Source organism: Rathayibacter sp. AC451 (genome assembly GCF_979253095.1).
The window spans coordinates 3,944,823-3,966,295 of sequence record NZ_CEEDBD010000001.1 but is presented as its reverse complement, the minus strand read 5'-3'; the positions used below and the strand labels follow the sequence as shown (position 1 = coordinate 3,966,295).

The following is a 21,473-nucleotide window of genomic DNA, read 5'->3' as shown; positions in this document are numbered from 1 at the left end:
AGAAGGCGGCTCCCCGGAGGGGAACCGCCTTCAGCGCGTGGTGCTGGTCGGACTAGAAGTCCATGCCGCCCGTGGGGTCGCCGGCCGGGACCGGGTTCTTCTCGGGCTTGTCGGCGACGACGACCTCGGTGGTGAGGAAGAGGCCGGCGATGGACGCCGCGTTCTGCAGAGCGGAGCGGGTGACCTTGACCGGGTCGATGATGCCGGCGGCGATCAGGTCGACGTACTCGCCGGTCGCGGCGTTGAGGCCGTGTCCGGTGGGCAGCTCGCGGACCTTGGCGGCGACGACACCGGGCTCGAGACCGGCGTTCAGCGCGATCTGCTTGAGCGGGGCCTCGATGGCGACCTTGACGATGTTCGCGCCGGTCGCCTCGTCTCCGGTGAGCTCGAGCTTGTCGAAGGCGAGCTTGCCGGCCTGGATGAGGGCGACGCCACCACCGGCGACGATGCCCTCCTCGACGGCGGCCTTCGCGTTGCGGACGGCGTCCTCGATGCGGTGCTTGCGCTCCTTGAGCTCGACCTCGGTCGCCGCTCCGGCCTTGATGACCGCGACACCGCCGGCGAGCTTCGCGAGGCGCTCCTGGAGCTTCTCGCGGTCGTAGTCGCTGTCGGTGTTCTCGATCTCGGCGCGGATCTGCGCGACACGACCGGCGATGGCCTCGGCGTCGCCGGAGCCCTCGACGATGGTGGTCTCGTCCTTGGTGATGACGACCTTGCGGGCCGAGCCGAGCAGGTCGAGGGTGACGTTCTCGAGCTTGAGGCCGACCTCCTCGGAGATGACCTGGCCGCCCGTGAGGATCGCGATGTCCTGGAGCTGCGCCTTGCGACGGTCTCCGAAGCCCGGGGCCTTGACGGCGACGGACTTGAAGATGCCGCGGATCTTGTTGACGACCAGGGTCGCCAGCGCCTCTCCGTCGACGTCCTCGGCGATGATCAGGAGCTGCTTGCCGGCCTGGATCACCTTGTCGACGACGGGCAGGAGGTCCTTGATGTTCGAGACCTTGGAGTTGACGATGAGGATGTAGGGGTCCTCGAACACCGCCTCCTGGCGGTCGGGGTCCGTCACGAAGTACTGCGACAGGTAGCCCTTGTCGAAGCGCATGCCCTCGGTCAGCTCGAGCTCGGTGCCGAAGGTGTTCGACTCCTCGACGGTGACGACGCCCTCCTTGCCGACCTTGTCGATCGCCTCGGCGATGATCGCGCCGATCTCGGGGTCCGCAGCCGAGATGGACGCGGTCGCCGCGATCTCGTCCTTGGTCTCGATGGCCTTCGCGCCGGCGATGAGCTCGGCGGTGACGGCCTTGACGGCCTTCTCGATGCCCTTCTTCAGGGTGATCGGGTCGGCACCGGCCGCGACGTTGCGCAGGCCTTCGCGCACGAGCGCCTGAGCGAGCACGGTCGCGGTGGTGGTTCCGTCGCCGGCGACGTCGTCGGTCTTCTTGGCGACCTCCTTGACGAGCTCGGCGCCGATCTTCTCGTACGGCTCGTCGAGCTCGATCTCCTTGGCGATCGAGACGCCGTCGTTCGTGATGGTGGGGGCGCCCCACTTCTTCTCGAGCACGACGTTGCGGCCGCGCGGGCCGAGGGTCACCTTGACCGCGTCGGCCAGAGTGTTGAGTCCACGCTCGAGGCCGCGGCGGGCTTCTTCGTCAAAAGCAATGATCTTGGCCATGTGTGTTTCTCGTCCCTCCCGGACGTCAAGAAAGTTTCATTCCTGGCACTCGGATCAACCGAGTGCCAAGAGCGATTCTGGCACTCACGGGTGACGAGTGCAAGCGACGCGACACGGGCGGAACGACAGGAGCCGCCGTCCGCTCGAGGCGGGCGACGGCTCCTGCGACAGGCGCGCGGATCAGACCACGCGCACCGATTCCGCCTGGGGTCCCTTCGATCCGCTGCCGACCTCGAAGGCGACGTGCTGGCCCTCCTCGAGGACCTTGTAGCCCGACATGTCGATCGCGGAGTAGTGGACGAACACGTCCTGTCCGCCCTCGTCGACCGTGATGAAGCCGTAGCCCTTCTCAGCGTTGAACCACTTGACGGTTCCGTTCGCCATTTCCACTCCCAAAGTGCTGTGCTGCCCTCGACACCAGCGATGCGCTAGTGCCTCCGAGTCGAGATACTAATCCGCGGAATGACGCCGGAAACGGCCGGAACGGGCGTTCGGGAAAGAGTTGTCCGCGATTCAACACGGATTAAACGTGCCGGAAACAGAACACCCCCTCCAACGCGAGGATGAATCGGCTCCCGGGCTCCGGAGGCCTCAGTCGACCGGGTAGTCCGCACCGAGGACGACGACCAGATCGCCGGTCTCGACGAACTCGTCGCCCTGCACGATCTCACCGGCGCCGAGCGACTCGACGAGGCCCAGTGCCGCACCCTCGAGGGCGGCGTCGCTGTAGTAGACGGTCGTCACGGCCTGATCCTCGGAGTTCGCGTTCGCGACCGTCGGCACCGTCCAGCCGGCCGTCGTCAGCTGATCGCCCGCACTCGCGGCGAGCCCCGCGGTCGCCGTCCCGTTCAGCACGGCGATCTGCAGCGCCGGATCGAGGGTCGGCGTCGCGGAGGGCGACGCCGACGCGTCCGCGATGCCCGTGGGGGCGGTGAAGACGTCGTTGAACTGGACGCGGTTGTCGATCACGAGGAGGCCGATGAATCCCAGCAGCACGATGACGCCCGTGGCCAGCGCCGCCCAGGCGAAGGCCACGAGGCGCGCGTGCGGGGCAGGAGGCCGACGGTGCGCTCCGACGCGCCCCTCCGTCGCCGGGATCTCGTCGAAGCGGTCCTTGGGGTGCGTGTTCGACATCGGGTCGGGGCCGGCCTTCCGTTGCGGTGTGCTCGAGCAGCGGGTCTACTCGGGGCGCCCGAGGCGTCGTGCCGCGCGGGCACCGGAGCGTCCGTCGCGGATGCGCAGGAGGCGGTTGACGAGCATCGGGTCGTGAGCGAGGGCCGCCGGAGAGGCGAGGACCGCGCCGAGGACCTGATAGTAGCGGGCGACCGAGAGGCCGAACCTGGACCGGATCGCGTCCTCCTTGTCGCCCGAGCGCGAGGTCCACTCGCGCTCGAAGGCGAGGACCTCGCGGTCCCGGTCCGAGAGGGTCGCGCCCGCGCCCCGCGTCGTTCCCGTCGTCCCGCTCATCGCTCCAGCGTAGGCACGCCGTCCGCCCGCGCCGGGGAGGCGCTCCGGTACATGCTCACGTGGGCGATGCCCGCCTCCCGGCACTCGTCGCCGAACGCCGCGAACCCCGAGCGCGCGTAGAGCCCCGCGACGTACGACTGCGCGTGCAGGAGCATCGCCTCCTGCCCGTAGCGCTCGATCACCGCCCGCACCAGGGCGTGGGCGAGTCCATGACCGCGCCGGTCCGCGCGCGTCACGACGCGTCCGATGATGCGGTGCGCATCGGCGTGCTCCGGCTCGTCGTCGCGGAGGGTGCGCAGGTACGCCGCGGCCCCGCGCTCGTCCGCGATCCACCAGTGGCGCGTGGTCGGCTCGAGATCACGCGCGTCGAGCTCCTCGTCGTCCACTTTCTGCTCCCGGAGGAACACGTCGGTCCGCACCCTCGCGAACGAGTGGACCTCCTCGATCGTGAGTTCGCTCCACGCCTTCGAGATCACGGAATTCGCCTGCACGGCTGGGAGTTTACGAGAGAGGAGGGGAGCACCCCTCCCCCGTAAACTGGCGAGGAATCCTAGGGAGACCCATGTCGTCGTATTCCGTGAACAAGACCGACGCCCAGTGGCGCGAGGAGCTCGACCGCGAGCAGTACGCGGTCCTGCGCGAAGCCGCCACCGAGCGTCCGTGGACGGGCGAGCTGCTCGACGAGCACCGCTCCGGCCTGTACACCTGTGCCGCCTGCCACGCGGAGCTCTTCCAGAGCGGCACCAAGTTCGACTCCGGCTGCGGCTGGCCCAGCTTCTACGAGTCCGTGAACCCGGACGCGGTCCAGCTGATCGAGGACAGCACCCTCGGCATGGTGCGCACCGAGGTGCGCTGCGCCAACTGCGGCTCGCACCTCGGCCACGTGTTCCCGGACGGCTTCGGCACTCCGACCGGCGACCGCTACTGCATGAACTCGATCGCACTCGAGTTCCAGGCCGAGAGCGAGTGACGGTGCCCACTCCGGTGCTCGACGCCGTCCTCGCGAGACGCTCGCGGTCGAAGGTGACGGCGGAGGCGCCGGGGCACGACGAGATCGCGACGTACGTCCAGGCGGCGTCGCGCCTCGCCGACCACAGCTCGCTGCGCCCCTGGCGGGTCATCGAGATCCGCGGAGCGGCGCGCGACCGCATCGGCCGCGCCTTCGCGGCGGCGTCCGGGTCGAAGAAGGACCCGCGCAAGTACATCGAGAAGACGCACCGCGCCTCGCTCCTGCTCGCCGTCGTGGTGAGCACGAAGAAGTCCAGCGTGCCGGACTGGGAGCAGGAGGCCGTCGCCTCGGGCGTCGCGCACCTCCTGAGCCTGCTGCTCGACGAGGCGGGCTGGGGCGTGTTCTGGCGCACCGGCTCGTACACGCGCGCCAAGGCGGTCCGCAAGGCGCACCGTCTCGAGAAGGGCGAGGAGCTCCTGGGCTGGCTGTACGTCGGGCGCCCCGACGGCAAGATCGGCGGGCCCAAGCGGCCGACGCCGGCCGAGAAGCACCTCAGCGTCCTCGCGCCCTGACGCCCGCGGGCGCCCCGCCACTCCGGCGCGGCGCCCGCGATAGTGTGTCCGGGTGCCTCCGGGCACCTGCCGACGTGGCGCAATTGGTAGCGCACCCGACTTGTAATCGGGCGGTTACGAGTTCAAGTCTCGTCGTCGGCTCAAAATATGCCGGTCAGGCCCCGTTTCGGCGGGGCCGACCGAGCGCTGAACTTGCTGCAGTCACGATCTGGTCATGATTGCCTCAAGGACAACGCCTTTCTGCGGGCTTGCTCGACTGCCTTAGTGACCTCGTCGAGACGATTCGGCCAGAGATGCGTGTAGGTCGCGAACGTCTCGCGAACGTCCTCGTGCCCGAGCATGCTGGCGATCAAGAGCGGGTCAGCGCCGGCCGCAATCGCCATGCTCGCAGCAGTGTGCCGCAGCTTGTGAGGCGTCAGCCCGGGGACGTCCAGACCTGATCCGAGCATCGCCTTCACCCAGACGCGATTGCGCCAGTTCGCATCGTGGATCGATGTGCCAGTCGGGGTCGCGAACAGCCAATCACCTGGCTTCCGCTCACCGATGAGAGCCGCAAGCTCGTCACAGAGGAACACCGGCACCGGCACCACCCGACGCTCGGAAGTCTTCGGCAGCCCTAGTACCCGCTCCCCCTGCGCTCCCTTCGTCCAAGTGCGATCCACCCGGAGTCGTTTCTCCGAGCGGGAGAAGTCACCAACGCGCAGCGCGAGCGCCTCGTTGATCCGGAGCCCCACGTAGGCCAGCGTGAGAACCAAAACGCGATCAGTCGCTCGACCGGTCGCCCCCTCCGCCGCGACCGCGAGAGCCTCAACCTCCTCGAAGTCGAGAAACACGGGTTCGTCAGCGTGCGACGAGGCGCGCGCGAGCTCGATTCCCCGGGCAGGATTCGCCTGAATCCAGGCTTGATCGACAGCGAATCCGCACACAGCCGAGAAGATGGTGTGCAGGCGCCGAACAGAAGCGGCCGCAAGTACCGAGCGGTCGCGCTCATCGAGAAAGGCAGCGGGGGCTTCTCCGCGCTCGAGAGCCGTGACCCAGTCCTCTACCTCGTGCCGCTTGATCGACGCGATCCGTCGACCACCCCACTGCGGCAGGACGTAGGTGCGGAGATCTCGTTCGTAGGCGTGACGACTGCTCGTCTTGATCTTCCGCTTAGAGTCGATCCACTTCTGTGAAACGGTCGCGAACAGCTGCTCCCCCAGCGCCGCCGGCCTGTAGGAGCCCTCCCGTGTCTGATGGTCGACGCGGGTCGCGAACTCCTCGGCAGACGCCTTCTCCGCGAACGACTTCGACCGCTGCTTCTGGCGTCCGTCCGGTTGCGTCTCGTACCAGTCGACACGCCAGCGCATCCCACGGCCAAAGGTCGGAGTGCGGAACTCCTCGGGGAGCCGTTTGATGGCCTGCAACTGCCGGGACGTGGGAGCGCGTCGCTCGACGACCGTGCCAGCTTCGTCACGAACTTGATGATCGCGAACCCACCGATCGCTGACCCAGGCGCGAGCCATTAGAGCTGCGTAGTCATGCTCTGCCCATCGAGGTGGCGCGCAAGCCACGCCTCAGGGACCTCAACCCCATAGTTGTCTCGTAGTTCTCGAGCATCGCCTTCGATGATGCGCCGGTAGCTAGCGATGGCCTGCCGCGATTCGCCGGACAGGGGCTGAAGCGTCGCCGCTGAGTTTGCCGCATAGATCCAGCTTGAGGCCTCCTCGATATCGTTCAGAAGATCCAGCACCCGTCGCGCGCGGTTGTGCGAGTCCGGCAGGTGCGAGAGCTCGAACCGAAGTCGGAACCAACGTTCCGCCTCGAGGTTCGTGAGCGTCCTAGCCATCGTCGGCAGCTCCGCGACGGCGAACGGGTCCTCGAGATCTAGGAGCAGTTCGAGCGGCGACCGGTTCAGCGTCTCCGCGATCGCCAGCAACTCTCCGACCGACGGATCACTCTTTCGGCCCAGCTCGATGTTGACGATCGTCGACCGCGTCACAGCCTCGCTCGGCACTGCGTCAGCGAGGGCCTGGGCATCCCGGAAGCCTGCCATCTTCCGGTACTTCGCGACCCGCAGGCCAAGCCCAGTCTTCTCGTACGCGCGCTTCGGTCGATCTGTCATGCGTCGAGTCTTCCAGATTCTCACCAGGAGGATCGAGCGTGCGTGATCGTAGCGCTAGTGCGCACAGCGGGAATGATGTGTTAGTTTCTCCTCAGGGCGAGAAGCAGCGCAATGGATCAGTCCTGATTCGCACAGTGGCAACTTTCGGCCCAGAACGTGAAGAAAATTTCATAGCCGCCGGTTATCCCTCTCTCCCGTGGGGTCGGCAAGCCGCGCGGTTGCACCGAACCAACCGCACGGCGACCCTGCCGCTCAACCGGACCGGTGAATAGAGGACTTGCCCCGCCCGCTGGACCGTCGCGAAGACGGACGCCGGGATGCGACGCGGGAATGGTCAAACTGCGCTGCCGGGTCCGCTTCGATGCGGTCGACGCAGCACCCACAGTCGAGCGCGCCCGCGTTCGCTGAACGAATAGAGGAGCTCATGGATTCACTGACGGCGGATCTCAAGCCGCTGAACAACCCGCAGGAGACTGCCGCGTTTCTCGGCAGGACCGTCGGCGCTCTCGCGAACGATCGCTACACCGGGACGGGTCTTCCGTTCGTGCGAGTCGGTCGATCGATTCGCTACGAGCGGTCTGCGATCGCCGAGTACATCGCCGCGAACCGATACATCCGGACGGACGAGCGCGCGGCCTCGTGACCGCAAAGAAGAAGGCCCCCGGCGTTTGCACCGCCGGAGGCCAGAACCCCACCCGAACCGTTACCACACGAAACGAAGGAGCTATTCCTGTGACTCTAGCATTCACCACCGACATCGAGCCCGAACGGCACCGCCTGGTGCACCCGATCGCGCTCCCCGCTCTCGCAGCTGCGGGGGCGGAGGTCTACGTCACCGCAGACGCGCATGGCTTGATCTGCTACGGCTCGCACCTCCCGGAAGGGTTGTTGTTCTCGACCCCCGCCGGCACGCCCTTCACAGACCAGTACGGCGCGCCCTGGACCTTCCTCGGCGCCTATGAGCTCGACGGCTACAAGCGCGGCATGGCGAATCTGCGACTGCTGTCGCCCGTCCCGTGCGTCGACTTCGACTGGTGCCGGGGCCACGAGCTCGACGACAACGCCGACCTGCTCGAGCCCGGGTGGCACGAGGCCTCGCGCGAGACGGTCGGCGTGATCAACGGTTGCGACGTCACCGCCTACCGCGTGGTCTACGAGGACGTCGACGACACGACCAAGGACCAGACAGCGATCTTCACTCCGCAGTCGATCGACTACTCGCTCGACCGGGCCGGTCTCTTGTTGTTGGCTGACGACCTCGAGCGCCTCAGCAAGCGCGTCCGCAACCTCGCCCGCAAGGCTCAGTCGTGAGTCCCGCGGAAGTGGTCGGCGCCCCGGATGGCCCCGGCCGCTCGCTCCGCAAGCTGCGCAAGCTCGCAGGAGTCGCGCTCTCCGACGCGGCCCACTCGGTCGGCGTGTGCGTCCCCTCGCTCCACAGGGCCGAGGACGGTGACTGCCGGATGCTCACCATCAGCGAAGTGTTCGCGCTCTCGACCCTCTACGCCCAGGCAATGAAGAACGGCGGCGCACGATGACCGCCGCATTCGTCGATGCGCGCTTCGCGGGCGGACCGATCAAGGTCGAGCCCGACGAGTTCCTCGAGCAGATGGTGGTTCGGGTCGACGTTCCCGGGCTGACGGTGCCGCTCGCGCCGGATGAGGCCGTGCGTCTCTCGGTCGAGCTGATCGCCGCCGCGCACCGCGCCGAACACCCCAAGCCCGATGACTGGATAGGTGAATGACTAAGCGAGACACGCACTCCGGTCAATTGTTGCGGCGCAACTAAGCGCACCGGAGACAACAGAACATCTGAATCTGAGGGGCGCGGGCAGCAACGACGTGGAACTGCCCGCGCCCTTTCATCTTATCTCCCCTGAACGAAAGGAGGACCAATTGGATGCACGTTTGAATTGCGCCTGGCACGGACGAATGGACATGGATGGACTGTCGGATGCTGCGTGGCGCGTCTTCACGAACGCTCTGATGTGGTCCAACGCTAACGGCACTGATGGATGGATTCCGGGTCGCTACCAAGTGCGGATGCACCCGAGCTACGACAGCGGCGTCATACGCGCTGCTGAGGCCGAGCTTGTCGCGGCGAGCCTCATCGTCCCAGGCAACGACTCGAGCGGCGCGATGGGGTACCAGATGCCCGGCTGGGCCGAGACGAACGGCCTTGGTCAGTCCACCGCGGAAGAGATGAAGCTCTACAAGGCCAACGCCGCCACGAGATCCCGACGTTACCGCGAGAAGCAGCGGCAGGCACTCGCGAAGGCCGTCGGGTTCACCGAGGAGGAGAGCGTCACGCGTGACGTGACTGGTGACGTGACGAGTGACGTGCGGGCGCACGTAGGCAAAGGCAAAGGCGAAGGCAGAGGCAAAGACCGAGGAAGTGTTGCTGAAACGAAATCAGCAGCAGATTCCACACCTCGGCAGCCCGGAAGCCCCTCGGCTGAGCAGTCCGAGTACCGGCAGGTTCTCGACCCTCGGACGGGCGAGATGGTCGACGTCCTGCCTGGCGTTCCTCGGCAGATCGGGGCTCAGACGTTCTACCTCCCGAAGGAGGCGTCGTGACCGTCGACAACGTGACGTGGTGGCCGACCAAGGAGCCGGGGCGTCCGTACCGGTGGCTGCTGGATCTCGACACTGAGCGGCCGGCCCCGACGTGCCCGACCCACCGCGAGAAGACCGATGGTCTAGGCGTCTGTCAGGGGTGCGTGTACGCGTGGCGCGTGGCGCTCAATTTCGAGGGTGCCCCGTGGACAACTTGCACCGTCTGCGGCTTCCCTATCCACCCCGCAGCAGAAGTACCAGGCAATACCACTTGCCCAACATGCGATATCGAGTTTGTGAACTACAAGAAGGAGTCCGTATGAATCCCCTTACTGCACTCGTCCAGCATCTCGAGATTGAGAATGCGCGGCTCATTCAGGAGAACACGTTGTTGCGGCAACAGGCGAAGGATCGCCGCGGTGGCATGACGAGGGAGAACAGGAGGTCGGCGTCGTGAGTGTCCCGGATCTCTTCAACGAGCACGTGCAACTCACTGGGTACCAGTTGCTCGCGGCCTCGGCTGATCGGCATTCGCGGGCTGAGATCGCGACGTCCGCGTTCGCCGCTGTCCCGGAGGTGGAGCGGGAGCGGTTCATGGGTGCGCTCCTCGGCGAGATCCTTGAAGCGTTCGACATGGTCCTGGCCGTGCACCCTGCGCGCGCCAGGTTCCTGCAGCTCGTCCACTCCAAGGCCGACACGTCGTCGGCGTTCAAGAAGCCCCAGTCAGGAAGAAGCGAATGATGAGCAAGAACAACGACCAGTCCGTGAACGAGCTCGACACCCTGAACTGGTGGGCGCTCCGATGGATCAAGGCAGCAACGGCGAACGACGAGAAGCCGTACCAGGCGAACTACGCAGAGTTGGTGAAATCCGGCGTCGACCCCATCGATGTCCTCACGGCACTCGCAGCAATCGTCGTCCCCCTCGTGAAGCTCAACCCCGAGTGGGAGGCGATACTCGACCGTCAGATCGAAGAGCTCGACCTCATTCGGCGTCTGGGCATCGAGGAGGATCTCGAGCGGCGAGACGACCAGAGATGACCGGAAGCCAGCAGACGGGTAGCGCACCACGTCCACCCACCGCGTACGTCCATGGTGTCGCCGGCCCCGTCGTGATCGTCCCAGGGCGCGTCGCCGCGTGGCTCGAGCAGCGCACTGACCTGCAGCGCGCGCGAGTCGACCATCGAGGGATCGACGCGGAGATCGACAACGTCCTCCTCGCTCTGCGCCTCGCTGGTCTCGCGTGGATGACTGCCGCGACCGGAAGCCCGACCGCCCCTGCTCCGGAAGCCGGGACACGATCTCCCTGGGTGAGCACGACGCAAGCCGCAACGCTTCTCGGCATCACGCCGAGGGGTGTGCGGCTAGCGATCGCGGAACACCGCCTGCCGGCCGAGAACGTCAACGGACGGTGGCGTATCGCCCGGCACGACATCGAACACGCGAGAGCCGCACGAGCGGCCTGACGAAAGGACAACAGGATGAGCCTCACCACTGATCAGGCGGACTCGATCAAGGCGAGCTACCGCGCAAGCCTCCTCAGCATCCGCGACAACCCGAAGCTCAGCGAGGAGGGGAAGCGAGAACTGATCAACGACAGCTACAGACAGACACGCCTCGAGCTCGACCGGCTCCGGGACAGCGACCAGGCAGCTACCGCGGCGCGTCGCACCGACCTCACCAGTCGGCTTCTCGCGAGATCCGTTTTCGAAGGGCAGGACCCCAGCCTCAGCATCTCCTATCGAGATGCGCACGAGCGCGCTGCACGGCTGAAGGACCAGGAAGAGGCGGTCACGCTCCTCCTCCAAGCCGTCGACAGCAAGGACGTTCCCCTCGAGAAGGCTGTCCTCGGTCGTGCCTACAAGGAGCGGTGGGTCGACGTGGCGAACACGTACAGCGCCAACCATCCCTTCTACGAAGCGGAGGTCGATGAACTGTGGGAGCTCACCGCACCGACGGGAGGGCGTGCCTCAAGCGACATGCGTGCGGCGCTCGAAGAGTCGATGAACTACAGCCTCGACAAGCCTGCGGAGTGGACGCCGTAGCTCCTGCAGCGGGACGGGGGGAGGCAACCCCTCCCTCCCCCATGCGCGGCGCTCCGGCGGCATAGCGCTTTTTCACACACGGGAAATTTCACGTCGAGAGCGCCCACGACCTGTGCCCTGGGAGCGGTCGAATAGGGCAAGCGATACCGTTCATAACGGCAATCCGCTATCCTAAGAGTGCTGCTGCATAGGGCGCCCATATGACCATCCCGATTGGTCATATGGGCGCCTTTCTTGTGTCCCTGGCCTTTTCCCGTCGATTAAGATAGAAGTGCCGGAACGCTCCGGCTGCAATAGTCATGTTCTCCCGCGTGACCCGATTATCGGGAGAATCGTGGCGGGAACTTTCTACCAGGCGTTCGTGGACGTCGTGCCTTCGGCTAAGGGCTTCGGCTCCGCGCTCGACAAGCAGGTCAGCCCTGCAGGAATCAGCGCGGGCAAGTCTGCGAGCAGCGGAATCAATTCCGGCATCCTCGGCGGCTTCAAGTCTCTCGCCGGCCCTCTCGTCGCCGCGGTCGCTGGTCTCGGTATCGGCAAGGCGTTCTCCGACTCGATCAACAACGCTTCCGACTTCCAGGAGGCGGGCACCGCGATCACCGCGGTTTTCGGTGACGCGGATGTCACGATTCAGAAGTTCGCCGCGGGTGCCGCCCAGTCTCTCGGCCAGTCGACGAATCAGGCCCTCGACGCCGCCCGTACCTTCGGGGTATTCGGCAAGGCCGCTGGCCTCTCCGGTCAGGAGCTCGCGGGCTTCTCCACCGACTTTGTGGGGCTCGCTGCCGACCTGGCCTCCTTCAACAACACTTCTCCCGAGCAGGCCATCGAAGCCCTCGGCGCTGGACTTCGCGGCGAGTCGGAGCCACTGCGTCAGTACGGCGTCCTCCTCGACGACGCGGCGCTCAAGGCACGCGCTACCGAGCTCGGCATCTACTCCGGCACGGGAGCGCTGACGCAGCAGCAGAAGGTCCTCGCCGCGCAGGCGGAGATCCTCGCGCAGACGAACACCCAGCAAGGCGATTTCGCCCGTACGTCGGGTGGCCTGGCGAACCAGCAGCGCATCCTCTCCGCCGGTATCGAGAATCTGTCGACGTCGTTCGGCGCCCTGCTGCTCCCCGCAATGCTCGGCGTCGTCGGCTTCCTGAACACGGCCGTCGTACCCGGACTCGCCCGCGTCGTCGATGCCGTGGGGACCGTGCGCAACGCCTTCCAGGGGCAGCCGCCGACCGTCGCGATGGGCGCGTGGACGGAGCCCCTGACGACGTTCGGCGCGTACCTGCGAACCGTCGTGGACTCGATCGGCTCCGCGTTCGCCGCCCTCGACTTCGGAGCTCTCGTCTCGAGCCTCGCCCCGCTTGCATCCGCGGCGCTCGGACTGTGGCAGGCGTTCTCCCCGCTGAACATCATCTTTCAGGCCATCGCGCCGCTGCTCCCTCAGCTCGGGGCGACGTTCGTGCAGCTCGGCTCGACCATCGGCGCCGCTCTCCTGCCCGTACTCACCGGCATCGTTGCCGCAGTCCAGCCCGTCGCCGCAGCCCTCTCCACCGGCCTCGGAGCCGTCATCGCGACGCTGCTGCCCGTCATCGCCCAGCTCGTCACTCTTCTCGCGGAACGTCTCGGCTCGACGCTGACCCTCGTGCTGCCGATCATCACTCAGATCGCGACGACGCTCGGCACGGTACTCGGCACTGCCATCAACGCGCTGCTGCCGATCATCACGCAGCTCGCCACGTTCGTCGGCGATCTCCTCGTCGCCCTGGCGCCCCTGTTCGGCATCCTCGTGCCCCTCATCGGTGCCGTGCTGATGCTCGTCGCCCCGCTGCTGCAGCTCATCGGGGCGGCGCTGACGCCCCTCATCAACCTCCTCGGCGTGATCATCGCCCCGATCACGACGCTCGTGTCCGCGCTCGTCGGGCTGCTCGTACCTGCCGTGCAGTTCGTCGCCGACGTCCTGACCGTGCTCGTCACCGCACTGTCGGTCGCGATCAAGTGGATCGTGAACCTCGTCACCGGCTCCGGCCAGGCCGGCTCGCAGCTCGCCGCCATCTGGAACGGCGTCGGCCAGATGTTCTCGACGTTCTTCTCGAACACGGTCGGCATGTTCGTCGACTTCATCTCCAACACGGTCGGCATGGTCACCGACTTCGGCTCCCGCGTCGTCGCCGCGTTCAACCTTATGTGGAACCTCGCAAAGACCGCAGTCTCGACCGGCGTCAACAACGTCATCGAGTTCGTCTCCGAGCTCCCTGGCCGCGCCCTCGCCGTCCTCGGCAACCTCGGCGGACTCCTCGTCGACTCCGGCCAGGCGCTCATCCAGGGGTTCATCGACGGCATCTCCGGCATGATCGGCGCCGTGGGCGACGCGGTCGGCGGAGTCATGGACTTCGCTGCTGGGTTCTTCCCCCACAGCCCCGCAGAGCGCGGCATCTTCTCCGGCGTCGGCTGGAACGCCGTCGAGGGCGCAGGCGTCGCCATCGTCAACAAGTTCGCCTCCGGTCTCGCCGACTCTCAGGGCGTCGTAGGAGCCGCGACGAACGCGATGCTCCCGAACATCAGCGGACGCGTCGCTATCTCGCCTGCGCCCCGCGTGGACGTCGGCAGCAACGCGAGCGGCGACCCGTCCGGCTGGGCGATCGAAGTCGTCGACAAGACCGGCGGCAGCCTTACGGACCTCATCGACTTCCGGATCGTGCAGAAAGTCGAGCGCCCAGCTCGCGCCGCCCTGATGATGTCAGGACTCCGCTAGCTCTACACGCCGGGGTTCTCCGCTGCGGCCTCAGCTTTCATCTCTGCACGCATCTGCTCGAGCTCCTCGGGGAGATAACTCTCGAGGAGCGAACGCATCTGGTCCGTTCCAGGGACCGCCGGCTCGAACAACACGCTCAGCTTGGTTGTCGGCGTCACGTGCACCGCGATTGTGACATCGTCCCCCTCGGACTTGCCCGGCATCGGAACCCACTCGAAGGCGCCCGCCGCGATGATTCGTCCGAGAAGCTTCCGAAGCACCACAGCGGACTCGTCGTCCTCGACGACGATCGTTTGATCGTCCACTCGAAATGTTGCCGTCATAACCGTCTCCTCAACCACTGAGCGCGGGAACATCCTCACGTCACACTGGCGAGACTACTGGTCACTTTTCACACACAGGACGCGCCAGCTCCGCTCAGCGCGGGGAGGGGTCGCAGCCATCACCAGCGGGCTTAGGCGCCGTCCTTGAGCTGGCTACTTCGCGGCGCTTGTTCCTCTGTCCATGTCCCGCAGGATCGCGTTGACCGCGAGTTGCGCTTCGATCGCGTGCGCCTGCCACTTCTCGGTGTCCTCCTCCGCCGCGAGAGCCCGCAACCCGTCATCGTCCATCGACACACGGTCAGCCCAGAGATCCGGCACGCGGTCCTTGCCCAACATGCCGATCAGCGTGAGAGCTTCGGCGCCCATCCGGCTCGACTCTTGCCGATCCGTCGAACCTCCGCGGTTCATGTTCTCGAGCAAACGAGTAGCTGCCGATAGCTCGACCTCGAGACGGGCTTGCCGTGCCGCCGCGGCCCGGTCCTGGGCGGCGATCTCGCGCGCGTTCTTCCGGTCAGCGGCTGAGATGTAGAGGGCGACGAGGGATGCGGCTACGGCCACGACGACGGCGATCACCTGGACGAGGTTCGAGACTTCGGTAGGGGTCATGACGTGACTGTAGAACTGTGTCGACGCCTTCGCCGACGACGACCATGGCTCTCGTCGACAACAGCAGGACCATCACGCTCGCCATCAACCCGAGCCACACCTCCTACAGCTACGACCCGACCCGCATGGCGAAGGACATCGTCCGCACGCAGTCGCAGGCGCTCGCGCTCTACGACAACTGACCCATCTGGGGCGGGTCCACCCTCGGGCACCCGCCCCAGACCTCCGGGTCAGGCTGTTGTCACACGCGGGGTGTTTAGCGCCCTTTCAGAAACGGGAACCGGTCAGCGGCATGGAGGCCGTCGCTCGGTTCAGTCCGCGGGACCGTTGCCGTGCAACGCGTTCGTCAATCTCAGCAACTTCATACGGCGGGTTCGCACACAACATGAACCGCTCACTGCACGTTCTTGCAGACGTCAACCCCAGGTTGACGATTTCGCGGCCCGATGTGACACTTGTGACACCTACAGATGAACCGCGGCGAGGAGTCGAGCGAATCACGCTCGCCCGTACGCGCCCAGTACTCGCGTCCAACGCGCCGAAACCCCTCATGAAGGCAGCTGACCAAATGGCTACCACTCTCCAACCGTCCGCCGTACCCGAAGGTGAACTTGCGATTCTCGAACGCGCACACGACGCCATGCCGGCCGATTCGGCACTCGCGTCGACGATCGGGATGATTTTGCACGACCTGCGCGCTGGCGACCCCGTCACGATTGCTGCAGCCCAGGATGAGCTGACACCTTCGCAGGTGGCGAAAGCGTTGGGGGTCAGCCGGGGACTGGTCTATAAGATCCTCGACTCGGGAGCGCTGCCGTTCCGTACCGTCGGCGAGCGGGATCGACGGATCGCTGTTCGTGACTTCGACAGCTACCACGCTCAGACGATGGTGGCCAGGGCCGCGGACGCTCGCGCGGTTGCGTTCAGCGACGACCTCGAGGCGAGAGTCTTCAACGCGACGAAGTAGCGCCCACATATGCTGAGCGCATGAACGATGCCCGCCGAGTGACCCTGCGCTGCCTCACTGACGATCTCGCCGACGACTGGGAGGACGCAGAACACGCTCGACTGGTGGCGGATCTGGCGCAAGTTGTCGAGGCAAACGTCGCAGATTCGAGCGACGATGCGGCCATCATGCGGGCACTGCGTAAGTTGCCTGTGATCAATAGGCTCGGTCACCCGATTATTCGCTACTTCGATTCATCCTTCTCGACCGAGGGTGACGAGGCGCGAGAGAGCATAAGTGGGCTTGCTAACCCGCACTGGTGGAAGCAGAAGACGGGCCGCTGGCGGGGGGCTGCTACAAATCACGCGATGCTCGAAAGCAAAGGAGTAGCGTGGTTGTGCGCCGCTGGACTTCGCTATGAGGGAGAGAAGAAAGACTTTTACAAAGCTTTCATGGCCCGCGCAGGTACCAACCCGGCTTACTTTCTGCCCTCAAAGGCCGACTATCGGTTACAAAAGGTGGATGAGAAGTGTGCGAAATTCGATGCATGGCAGATCCAAGTTGGGCTCGCCGCTCGAGCGCTCTACTCAGAGGCTGCTCAGCATTCGGGTGAAGCTGGCCCGGTGAAAATCGAGCCGTGGGCTCTTGTTGACGGCGAGGTCTACGAATCAGATCCAGAGCTTCGGACGAGCGAAACTGTCGTTCTCGCTGAGTTATCTCTGTCCTTAGATGAAATTAAAGAGCAGGGCGAAACTATTCGCGAAGCGACTCTGACGGTCAGTTCTCTCCGATGGGATCTGCTTGACCAAACGCTTTTGCTTAGCCAAATCGCTCGAAGCGCGCTCGGTCGTCTTGCGGAGACATGGACGCTCACTGTCGGCGCTTCTTCTGCGATTACGTACTACTCCACGCTTGTTGAAGACGAGGCTCACGAGTCCCTCATCGGGGCCCCTACCGCTCTGGAGGCTAACGAACTTGGTTTGCGAGTGGGTACTTTCGCACATTATTCGCGCCGCGAGGCACTGACGGAGGCCACGGTTGACGGCCTGCCCGTTCCCGGGCTTTGCGGGTACTGGTTCATACCGACGCGCGACCATGAGGGCCTCGAAGTTTGCCCCAAGTGTGAGAGGCGAATTTCCGAGCTGCCGGCCTGACTGACCTGCAGCGAGAGTTGAAGCCAGACCTTGCGTTAGCCAGGCGGCTGACGTTTTGCTCACCCCGCTGCTCGAGCGACTCATTCCCCGAGCAGCACCGGGTCAACGTTATAGCCAGAAGCAATTCCGACGACAACGATCATCGTGTCAGATCCGTGTTCGCTCCTCAGCCAGTTCGTGATGCTAGTGACCGAAGAAGCCGTGTATTGCACGCCCTCTAAATTTTCCAGAATGTTGAAGTTTGGCACCAGGACTTCGGCACCCTCGAATATGTCGGGCCACGGCTCACTAAAGAAGGGCCTGAATCGGGGGATTATGTCGTCGCGCACCGTGCGCAATATCAGGTCAACTTCATGCTGTAGAGGAAGCCCGGGGCTACTACTTTCAGGCAGCGACACTACTGTCTCTAAGGTGCTGACCGGAACCGTCACGTTATCACCCAGTGCAAAAGGAAGGCTTGGCATCATCGCCGTGTCACCGGAGCGAAGGGAGCGCATGAGTGGCGCGACGAAGAACAGGGGCGGAACGCGATTTTTCGCACCAATGGCAAATTCGGCATGCAGTCCCGTGCCAGCGACCACAAGAGTGAGGTTGCGGTGCTTGTCGTCATTCGACAGATCGGCCAGCCGCTCGAGTATCGGAGCGGAAGGATCGCTGGCACCAGGCAACGGCTGAATGTCGATAATGGCCTGCATCGCCAGCGGGTCAACTCCTCCAATAATCATGCCGGGAATCTTCTGCGTCCTAATCGGGAAGGCAGTAGACCCTCCGCCCGCGTTGTCCTTCGGCGTACGTCCGTGACTAAGCACAAGCGCCCTCGCCAAGTAATCAAGGCATGCGCGGATATTCTGTACTGCGTCTCCCGCAATGGCGGCTAGGTAGGCCGGTACCGGGACAGTCAGTTCGCTCTTGAGACCCCACACAACGAAGGGGTCACCGTCCGGGTCTGCTCCCTCTGTGCCTCGCTCCGGCATGAGCTTCATCGGCCGCCCCTCGGTGTAGCGGCGCGTCTCGTTGTCCAGTTCCCGAACCAGCATTTCGGCGCGCTCCATCTTCACGATGAGGTCCTGAGGCAGAGCAATCATGGAACGAGTGTCCTACGCGCACTCGCGACAATGAGATCTCGACGCGCGGGTCGTGGGGGCGAGGTCGATGATCGCCTGCGCTCTTTGGGCATGGAATCCCGCTTGGACCCGAACCACCCGGCCCGTCCTCGAGACGTCACCGTGTACGAGCAGGCGTACGGCGACCTCGGCGACGAGGCGCCGTGGCTGCTCGCGTGGAAGGATGGCGCGTTCATGATCAACCCGCAATCCAGGCGGTACATGTACGCGAGCGAGGTGCCGAACCTGTACGGAAGTGACCGGCGCGGGCGAGGTGGGCGGCGCCAGCCATCCGCGGGCAAGCCCCACCCGGTCTAAGGGCTCTTGATGGTTTGCGGGACGGTTTCCTCGAAAGCGACCCATGCAGCGGTGACCTCGGGGAGAACGGCAGGCGGGAATACCACTTCGCCACGCCACGTCTCGCCATCTACTGGAAGCATTGGGCATAGCGCGAAGCCACCGTCGGCGTAAACGCGACCCTGTAGCAGCTCGATGGACTTGTCGAGGAACTTCTGCGCTTGCTTTATGTCGCTGAAGACGATCTGTGAGCGGTGTGCCCCGCCGATCTCGGTATTCGGAATGAATTTGTCCGGGTCATCTTGGCACGAGAATTGCGTGTCCAGACCAAGGCGCCAAAGGGCAGTGAGTAGCGGTGCCATCAGCTCGTCCACCTCGATCCCGTGCGCATCAACTTGGGGATGCGGGTTGTGTCGGTAGGGGGCGACTCGGTCCGGGAGCTGAAGACTCTCATCCTCGCGGCCCGCGGCGTAACCATCCTCGAAGCCCTTGCGGTAGCGCTGCCTGCCAGCAAGCGACAGGCGATCGCGTAGGAAGTGCACTCGGATCTTCTGCATCTCAGCGCTGTTGCCCATCCACTCCCGAAAAGTCATGCGCACATGCTCGCACCCGCCACCGACATCGGAGCTAGCTCGAGTGGACCCGTGTGTCTTGTCGGTGGTCATGGCGACGATCACCGCATGTCGCATCACTGGACGCCGCTCTCGATGGTCACCCGCTCCGTCCGCCCCCACGAGTGGCGAATGGGCGACAAGCGCGAGGAGCTTGGGTGGATTCGCCTCGTCGAGTACCAGGGCCGGCCGACCTTCGTGTGCGTCACGCGCGACGAGTGGGTCGTCGGGTGTGGAGATTCACTCCGAGACGCTGCAGAGGCGTTCCTCGCGTGGCGCCGCAGCTAGCGCTGACCTCGAGAGCTGTCAGCGTCCCTGCCCCTGGCTTGAGGTCCGAACTGCTCAAACCCTGCGTCGAGGATGTGCCTCAGACCGACCAGGAGGAGACCGAGCAGGAAGATGATGCCAGCGACGTAGCCGTTGCCCACATCCATCTGCACGATCGCGCGCACGAGGATCAGCCACGACAGGACGACTGCGAACGGTCCCAGGTACGGAAGCGCGGCATCGACCAGGGGCTCCCACTTCACCAGTCAAGGCTAGCTGCCGCCGTGTAAAGACACCCAGTGGCGGACATGCCCGAGCTTCACCACATCGGCAGGCATCGACCGACACGAGCCACACTGGCCGCATGAGCGACGAAGAAGAACCTGGCGAATACGAGGGCGAGCGCGCGATCGACGTGAAGGGGCTCGCGCAGATGCTCGGAGTCTCGACAGACAAGGCCTACCTGCTCGGCAACGACCCACTGTTTCCGTCGTTCAAGGTCGGGAACCGTCACCGGTTCTGGCCATCTGAGGTCAGGGAGTACCTGAGCCGGCCGAAGGACCCTTGGAAGCAGTCAGCGCAGTCGCGCGGGCGAAAGCGCGTAGGACGCTAGACCCGTGAACCAACTTCCGCAGTCACGATCCAGTCATGATCCAGTCATGATCACACGGTGTTTTAGGCCGATCACAAGTGATGGCAGGTGAACCTGCGCCTCTGCGAAATCCGCTTCGTTGCAGGGTTCTTTGACGGCCAGTGATCGCCAGTGATTCCAATGCACGAGGGCAGATGGGAACGGGCGGTTACGGGTTCGAGTCCCGTCGTCGGCTCCGAAGTCCCCGCGCCTGAGCGGAGCCGTACTCCACACGGCCGCGGTCCGATCGTCCCGCCGCTCGGAAGGCCGGGCGGTCGGCGGGCCGCATCCTCACGGGTGCTCACCGTGCGACCGACGCGCCTCCTCGCGCCGCGCCCGCCGAACGACGACGAAGGGGCGCGCCCGGATCCTCCGGACGCGCCCCTTCGTCAGTGCTCGTCGAACGTCAGCTCGCGGGCGTCGGGGTGGGCGACGCCGAGGAGTACGTGTCGGCCGCCGAAGCGAGCACGAACGAGCTGAACGCCTCCGGGTCGGTGAGGGAGCCGGTGTAGGCCTCGCCGTTCACCAGGACGGTCGGGGTGCCGGAGACCTTCTCGACCTCGGTGCCCGGCAGCGGCCCCGCGGTCGCCCGCTCGGTCGCGGCCTGCACCCAGCTCGTGAAGGAGCCGTCGTCGATGCAGGAGTCGACGGCCGCCGTGTCCTCGACTCCGGCGTCGGCCGCGTAGCCCTTGAGCTGCTTGTCGGACAGGCCGTCGGTCCCCTCGGCGGGCTGGTTCTCGAAGAGCAGCGCGTTGAAGTCGAAGAAGGAGTCGGGAGAGCTGTCGGCGACGCAGGCGGCGGCGTTCGCGGCGCGCTCGGAGTACTTCGTGCCGTTGGAGCGCGTGGTCAGGATCGCGATCGGGTGGATCTCGACGGTCGCGGCCCCGCTCTCGACCCACTCCTGGATCTGCTCGCCGTTGGTCGTCTCGAACTGGCCGCAGTAGGGGCACAGGTAGTCGACGTAGACGCGGATGTCGACGGTGCCGGTCGAGGTGTCGAGCTCGCTCGGGCTGGGGGTGCCGCTCGCGGGGATCGGGGCGGAGGTCTGCGCGACCAGGCCCTCGCCCACGACGAGGCCGTCGCTGGCCATGTTCGCCGGACCGGGGCCCACCTCGGCCGGGCGGAGGTTCGGCACGAGCACGAGGGCGACGATCGCCACGACGGCGATGACGGCGACGGCGAGCCCGCCCTGCAGGAGGAGACGGCCGGCGCGATCGCGGCGCTTCTGCTGCTCGCGGAGTCGTCGGGCCTTCTCCCTCGCTGCCTCTCGACGCTGGTTCTTCGAGAGACGGTCGTTGGCTCCGCCGTTGGTCATGACAAGGACACTCCGAGAAAGAGAGGGGGGAAGACGTCGCCGGGTCGCGACGCCGGAATCCTACGCGCGAGCCCTGGGAATACCCCAAACGGCGGGTAGGCGCCGCGAGCGGGAGGA

The 21,473-nt window shown here is 65.4% G+C and carries 31 protein-coding genes and 1 tRNA gene; 19 read left to right on the top strand and 13 right to left on the bottom strand.

Annotated features, from left to right (window positions below):
* Positions 1–52: 52 nt before the first annotated feature.
* From groL to AC0CID_RS19090, 5 genes are all read right to left on the bottom strand, one after another.
* The gene (gene groL / locus AC0CID_RS19110) at positions 53–1,672 is read right to left on the bottom strand and encodes a chaperonin GroEL (protein ID WP_207405914.1); all 1,620 of its coding nucleotides are present in this window, start codon (positions 1,670–1,672) and stop codon (positions 53–55) included.
* Positions 1,673–1,852: 180 nt separating this feature from the next.
* Complete coding sequence (locus tag AC0CID_RS19105) at positions 1,853–2,056, bottom strand: cold-shock protein (protein ID WP_207405912.1); 204 nt, start codon at positions 2,054–2,056, stop codon at positions 1,853–1,855.
* A 207-nt stretch (positions 2,057–2,263) separates the two neighbouring features.
* Positions 2,264–2,806, bottom strand: coding sequence for a LytR C-terminal domain-containing protein (locus AC0CID_RS19100; RefSeq protein ID WP_207405911.1), 543 nt, complete (start codon positions 2,804–2,806; stop codon positions 2,264–2,266).
* Between the two features lie 45 nt (positions 2,807–2,851).
* On the bottom strand, positions 2,852–3,139 hold the full coding sequence (locus AC0CID_RS19095) for a DUF3263 domain-containing protein (RefSeq protein ID WP_207405908.1): 288 nt from the start codon (positions 3,137–3,139) through the stop codon (positions 2,852–2,854).
* Positions 3,136–3,630, bottom strand: coding sequence for a GNAT family N-acetyltransferase (locus tag AC0CID_RS19090; protein ID WP_465228009.1), 495 nt, complete (start codon positions 3,628–3,630; stop codon positions 3,136–3,138). The genes AC0CID_RS19095 and AC0CID_RS19090 overlap by 4 nt, the downstream gene beginning before the upstream one ends.
* A gap of 71 nt (positions 3,631–3,701) precedes the next feature.
* Between AC0CID_RS19090 and msrB the strand changes: the two genes are divergently transcribed.
* The 3 genes from msrB (at position 3,702) to AC0CID_RS19075 (ending at position 4,801) form a co-directional block, all read left to right on the top strand.
* Complete coding sequence (gene msrB, locus AC0CID_RS19085; protein WP_207405905.1) at positions 3,702–4,109, top strand: peptide-methionine (R)-S-oxide reductase MsrB; 408 nt, start codon at positions 3,702–3,704, stop codon at positions 4,107–4,109.
* Positions 4,110–4,111: 2 nt separating this feature from the next.
* The gene (locus AC0CID_RS19080; RefSeq protein ID WP_307786174.1) at positions 4,112–4,660 is read left to right on the top strand and encodes a nitroreductase family protein; all 549 of its coding nucleotides are present in this window, start codon (positions 4,112–4,114) and stop codon (positions 4,658–4,660) included.
* 68 nt (positions 4,661–4,728) lie between these two features.
* Positions 4,729–4,801: transfer RNA gene (locus AC0CID_RS19075), tRNA-Thr, on the top strand.
* A 71-nt stretch (positions 4,802–4,872) separates the two neighbouring features.
* Here the strand turns inward: AC0CID_RS19075 and AC0CID_RS19070 are convergent.
* Both AC0CID_RS19070 and AC0CID_RS19065 read right to left on the bottom strand, forming a co-directional pair.
* Complete coding sequence (locus AC0CID_RS19070) at positions 4,873–6,165, bottom strand: tyrosine-type recombinase/integrase (protein WP_465228008.1); 1,293 nt, start codon at positions 6,163–6,165, stop codon at positions 4,873–4,875.
* Complete coding sequence (locus AC0CID_RS19065) at positions 6,165–6,764, bottom strand: helix-turn-helix transcriptional regulator (protein WP_465228007.1); 600 nt, start codon at positions 6,762–6,764, stop codon at positions 6,165–6,167. The genes AC0CID_RS19070 and AC0CID_RS19065 overlap by 1 nt, the downstream gene beginning before the upstream one ends.
* A gap of 424 nt (positions 6,765–7,188) precedes the next feature.
* Between AC0CID_RS19065 and AC0CID_RS19060 the strand changes: the two genes are divergently transcribed.
* The 11 genes from AC0CID_RS19060 to AC0CID_RS19010 all read left to right on the top strand — a co-directional run bounded on the left by AC0CID_RS19060 (position 7,189) and on the right by AC0CID_RS19010 (position 14,103).
* Entirely contained in the window at positions 7,189–7,407 is a 219-nt protein-coding gene (locus AC0CID_RS19060) for a helix-turn-helix domain-containing protein (protein ID WP_465228006.1), read from the top strand.
* A gap of 89 nt (positions 7,408–7,496) precedes the next feature.
* Positions 7,497–8,075, top strand: coding sequence for a DUF6907 domain-containing protein (locus AC0CID_RS19055; protein WP_465228005.1), 579 nt, complete (start codon positions 7,497–7,499; stop codon positions 8,073–8,075).
* Positions 8,072–8,299 (top strand): hypothetical protein, encoded by a 228-nt coding sequence (locus AC0CID_RS19050; protein WP_465228004.1) that lies wholly within the window; start codon positions 8,072–8,074, stop codon positions 8,297–8,299. The genes AC0CID_RS19055 and AC0CID_RS19050 overlap by 4 nt, the downstream gene beginning before the upstream one ends.
* Entirely contained in the window at positions 8,296–8,505 is a 210-nt protein-coding gene (locus AC0CID_RS19045) for a hypothetical protein (RefSeq protein WP_465228003.1), read from the top strand. The genes AC0CID_RS19050 and AC0CID_RS19045 overlap by 4 nt, the downstream gene beginning before the upstream one ends.
* Positions 8,506–8,803: 298 nt before the next feature.
* On the top strand, positions 8,804–9,337 hold the full coding sequence (locus AC0CID_RS19040; RefSeq protein WP_465228002.1) for a hypothetical protein: 534 nt from the start codon (positions 8,804–8,806) through the stop codon (positions 9,335–9,337).
* Positions 9,334–9,639, top strand: a complete 306-nt coding sequence (locus tag AC0CID_RS19035) for a hypothetical protein (protein ID WP_465228001.1) — start codon at positions 9,334–9,336, stop codon at positions 9,637–9,639. The genes AC0CID_RS19040 and AC0CID_RS19035 overlap by 4 nt, the downstream gene beginning before the upstream one ends.
* 130 nt (positions 9,640–9,769) lie before the next feature.
* Positions 9,770–10,057: a hypothetical protein gene (locus AC0CID_RS19030; RefSeq protein WP_465228000.1), complete on the top strand. Its 288-nt coding sequence runs from the start codon at positions 9,770–9,772 to the stop codon at positions 10,055–10,057.
* A complete protein-coding gene (locus AC0CID_RS19025) occupies positions 10,057–10,356 on the top strand; it encodes a hypothetical protein (protein WP_465227999.1) in 300 nt (99 codons plus the stop codon). Before AC0CID_RS19030 ends, AC0CID_RS19025 begins: the two co-directional genes overlap by 1 nt.
* Complete coding sequence (locus tag AC0CID_RS19020; protein WP_465227998.1) at positions 10,353–10,781, top strand: helix-turn-helix domain-containing protein; 429 nt, start codon at positions 10,353–10,355, stop codon at positions 10,779–10,781. The genes AC0CID_RS19025 and AC0CID_RS19020 overlap by 4 nt, the downstream gene beginning before the upstream one ends.
* Before the next feature lie 15 nt (positions 10,782–10,796).
* Positions 10,797–11,360 (top strand): hypothetical protein, encoded by a 564-nt coding sequence (locus AC0CID_RS19015; protein WP_465227997.1) that lies wholly within the window; start codon positions 10,797–10,799, stop codon positions 11,358–11,360.
* A gap of 334 nt (positions 11,361–11,694) precedes the next feature.
* Positions 11,695–14,103, top strand: a complete 2,409-nt coding sequence (locus AC0CID_RS19010) for a phage tail protein (RefSeq protein WP_465227996.1) — start codon at positions 11,695–11,697, stop codon at positions 14,101–14,103.
* 2 nt (positions 14,104–14,105) lie between these two features.
* On the opposite strand, the gene AC0CID_RS19005 is transcribed toward AC0CID_RS19010, so the two are convergent.
* Together AC0CID_RS19005 and AC0CID_RS19000 are read right to left on the bottom strand one after the other, a co-directional pair.
* The gene (locus AC0CID_RS19005) at positions 14,106–14,444 is read right to left on the bottom strand and encodes a hypothetical protein (RefSeq protein ID WP_465227995.1); all 339 of its coding nucleotides are present in this window, start codon (positions 14,442–14,444) and stop codon (positions 14,106–14,108) included.
* 135 nt (positions 14,445–14,579) lie between these two features.
* Positions 14,580–15,032 (bottom strand): hypothetical protein, encoded by a 453-nt coding sequence (locus tag AC0CID_RS19000; RefSeq protein WP_465227994.1) that lies wholly within the window; start codon positions 15,030–15,032, stop codon positions 14,580–14,582.
* 44 nt (positions 15,033–15,076) lie between these two features.
* Between AC0CID_RS19000 and AC0CID_RS18995 the strand changes: the two genes are divergently transcribed.
* The 3 genes from AC0CID_RS18995 (at position 15,077) to AC0CID_RS18985 (ending at position 17,132) form a co-directional block, all read left to right on the top strand.
* Positions 15,077–15,214 carry a hypothetical protein gene (locus AC0CID_RS18995; RefSeq protein ID WP_465227993.1) on the top strand — a complete coding sequence of 46 codons (138 nt, stop codon included), beginning with the start codon at positions 15,077–15,079 and terminating at the stop codon, positions 15,212–15,214.
* Positions 15,215–15,600: 386 nt separating this feature from the next.
* Complete coding sequence (locus tag AC0CID_RS18990; RefSeq protein ID WP_465227992.1) at positions 15,601–15,999, top strand: helix-turn-helix domain-containing protein; 399 nt, start codon at positions 15,601–15,603, stop codon at positions 15,997–15,999.
* 20 nt (positions 16,000–16,019) lie between these two features.
* Positions 16,020–17,132 carry a DUF3039 domain-containing protein gene (locus AC0CID_RS18985; protein ID WP_465227991.1) on the top strand — a complete coding sequence of 371 codons (1,113 nt, stop codon included), beginning with the start codon at positions 16,020–16,022 and terminating at the stop codon, positions 17,130–17,132.
* An 80-nt stretch (positions 17,133–17,212) separates the two neighbouring features.
* On the opposite strand, the gene AC0CID_RS18980 is transcribed toward AC0CID_RS18985, so the two are convergent.
* Positions 17,213–18,217 carry a hypothetical protein gene (locus tag AC0CID_RS18980; protein ID WP_465227990.1) on the bottom strand — a complete coding sequence of 335 codons (1,005 nt, stop codon included), beginning with the start codon at positions 18,215–18,217 and terminating at the stop codon, positions 17,213–17,215.
* 332 nt (positions 18,218–18,549) lie between these two features.
* Complete coding sequence (locus tag AC0CID_RS18975) at positions 18,550–19,197, bottom strand: hypothetical protein (protein ID WP_465227989.1); 648 nt, start codon at positions 19,195–19,197, stop codon at positions 18,550–18,552.
* Between the two features lie 15 nt (positions 19,198–19,212).
* Between AC0CID_RS18975 and AC0CID_RS18970 the strand changes: the two genes are divergently transcribed.
* Positions 19,213–19,431, top strand: a complete 219-nt coding sequence (locus tag AC0CID_RS18970; RefSeq protein ID WP_465227988.1) for a hypothetical protein — start codon at positions 19,213–19,215, stop codon at positions 19,429–19,431.
* On the opposite strand, the gene AC0CID_RS18965 is transcribed toward AC0CID_RS18970, so the two are convergent.
* The gene (locus AC0CID_RS18965; RefSeq protein WP_465227987.1) at positions 19,428–19,673 is read right to left on the bottom strand and encodes a hypothetical protein; all 246 of its coding nucleotides are present in this window, start codon (positions 19,671–19,673) and stop codon (positions 19,428–19,430) included. The two genes, AC0CID_RS18970 and AC0CID_RS18965, sit on opposite strands and share 4 nt — an antisense overlap.
* 101 nt (positions 19,674–19,774) lie before the next feature.
* On the opposite strand from AC0CID_RS18965, the gene AC0CID_RS18960 reads away from it, so the two are divergent.
* On the top strand, positions 19,775–20,023 hold the full coding sequence (locus AC0CID_RS18960; RefSeq protein WP_465227986.1) for a helix-turn-helix transcriptional regulator: 249 nt from the start codon (positions 19,775–19,777) through the stop codon (positions 20,021–20,023).
* A gap of 424 nt (positions 20,024–20,447) precedes the next feature.
* On the opposite strand, the gene AC0CID_RS18955 is transcribed toward AC0CID_RS18960, so the two are convergent.
* Positions 20,448–21,356, bottom strand: coding sequence for a DsbA family protein (locus AC0CID_RS18955; protein ID WP_465227985.1), 909 nt, complete (start codon positions 21,354–21,356; stop codon positions 20,448–20,450).
* Positions 21,357–21,473: the final 117 nt, after the last annotated feature.

Excerpts from the sequence above, each read along its gene's own strand:
- AC0CID_RS19100 (WP_207405911.1), bottom strand. The coding sequence starts at position 2,806 with ATGTCGAACACGCACCCCAAGGACCGCTTCGACGAGATCCCGGCGACG.
- AC0CID_RS19015 (WP_465227997.1), top strand. The coding sequence starts at position 10,797 with ATGAGCCTCACCACTGATCAGGCGGACTCGATCAAGGCGAGCTACCGC.
- AC0CID_RS19105 (WP_207405912.1), bottom strand. The coding sequence starts at position 2,056 with ATGGCGAACGGAACCGTCAAGTGGTTCAACGCTGAGAAGGGCTACGGC.
- AC0CID_RS18960 (WP_465227986.1), top strand. The coding sequence starts at position 19,775 with ATGAGCGACGAAGAAGAACCTGGCGAATACGAGGGCGAGCGCGCGATC.
- AC0CID_RS18975 (WP_465227989.1), bottom strand. The coding sequence starts at position 19,197 with ATGACCACCGACAAGACACACGGGTCCACTCGAGCTAGCTCCGATGTC.
- groL (WP_207405914.1), bottom strand. The coding sequence starts at position 1,672 with ATGGCCAAGATCATTGCTTTTGACGAAGAAGCCCGCCGCGGCCTCGAG.
- AC0CID_RS18955 (WP_465227985.1), bottom strand. The coding sequence starts at position 21,356 with ATGACCAACGGCGGAGCCAACGACCGTCTCTCGAAGAACCAGCGTCGA.
- AC0CID_RS18970 (WP_465227988.1), top strand. The coding sequence starts at position 19,213 with ATGTCGCATCACTGGACGCCGCTCTCGATGGTCACCCGCTCCGTCCGC.
- AC0CID_RS18985 (WP_465227991.1), top strand. The coding sequence starts at position 16,020 with ATGAACGATGCCCGCCGAGTGACCCTGCGCTGCCTCACTGACGATCTC.
- AC0CID_RS18980 (WP_465227990.1), bottom strand. The coding sequence starts at position 18,217 with ATGATTGCTCTGCCTCAGGACCTCATCGTGAAGATGGAGCGCGCCGAA.
- AC0CID_RS19020 (WP_465227998.1), top strand. The coding sequence starts at position 10,353 with ATGACCGGAAGCCAGCAGACGGGTAGCGCACCACGTCCACCCACCGCG.
- AC0CID_RS19040 (WP_465228002.1), top strand. The coding sequence starts at position 8,804 with ATGCACCCGAGCTACGACAGCGGCGTCATACGCGCTGCTGAGGCCGAG.
- msrB (WP_207405905.1), top strand. The coding sequence starts at position 3,702 with ATGTCGTCGTATTCCGTGAACAAGACCGACGCCCAGTGGCGCGAGGAG.
- AC0CID_RS19060 (WP_465228006.1), top strand. The coding sequence starts at position 7,189 with ATGGATTCACTGACGGCGGATCTCAAGCCGCTGAACAACCCGCAGGAG.
- AC0CID_RS19025 (WP_465227999.1), top strand. The coding sequence starts at position 10,057 with ATGAGCAAGAACAACGACCAGTCCGTGAACGAGCTCGACACCCTGAAC.
- AC0CID_RS18990 (WP_465227992.1), top strand. The coding sequence starts at position 15,601 with ATGGCTACCACTCTCCAACCGTCCGCCGTACCCGAAGGTGAACTTGCG.
- AC0CID_RS19000 (WP_465227994.1), bottom strand. The coding sequence starts at position 15,032 with ATGACCCCTACCGAAGTCTCGAACCTCGTCCAGGTGATCGCCGTCGTC.
- AC0CID_RS19070 (WP_465228008.1), bottom strand. The coding sequence starts at position 6,165 with ATGGCTCGCGCCTGGGTCAGCGATCGGTGGGTTCGCGATCATCAAGTT.
- AC0CID_RS19065 (WP_465228007.1), bottom strand. The coding sequence starts at position 6,764 with ATGACAGATCGACCGAAGCGCGCGTACGAGAAGACTGGGCTTGGCCTG.
- AC0CID_RS18995 (WP_465227993.1), top strand. The coding sequence starts at position 15,077 with ATGGCTCTCGTCGACAACAGCAGGACCATCACGCTCGCCATCAACCCG.
- AC0CID_RS19045 (WP_465228003.1), top strand. The coding sequence starts at position 8,296 with ATGACCGCCGCATTCGTCGATGCGCGCTTCGCGGGCGGACCGATCAAG.
- AC0CID_RS19095 (WP_207405908.1), bottom strand. The coding sequence starts at position 3,139 with ATGAGCGGGACGACGGGAACGACGCGGGGCGCGGGCGCGACCCTCTCG.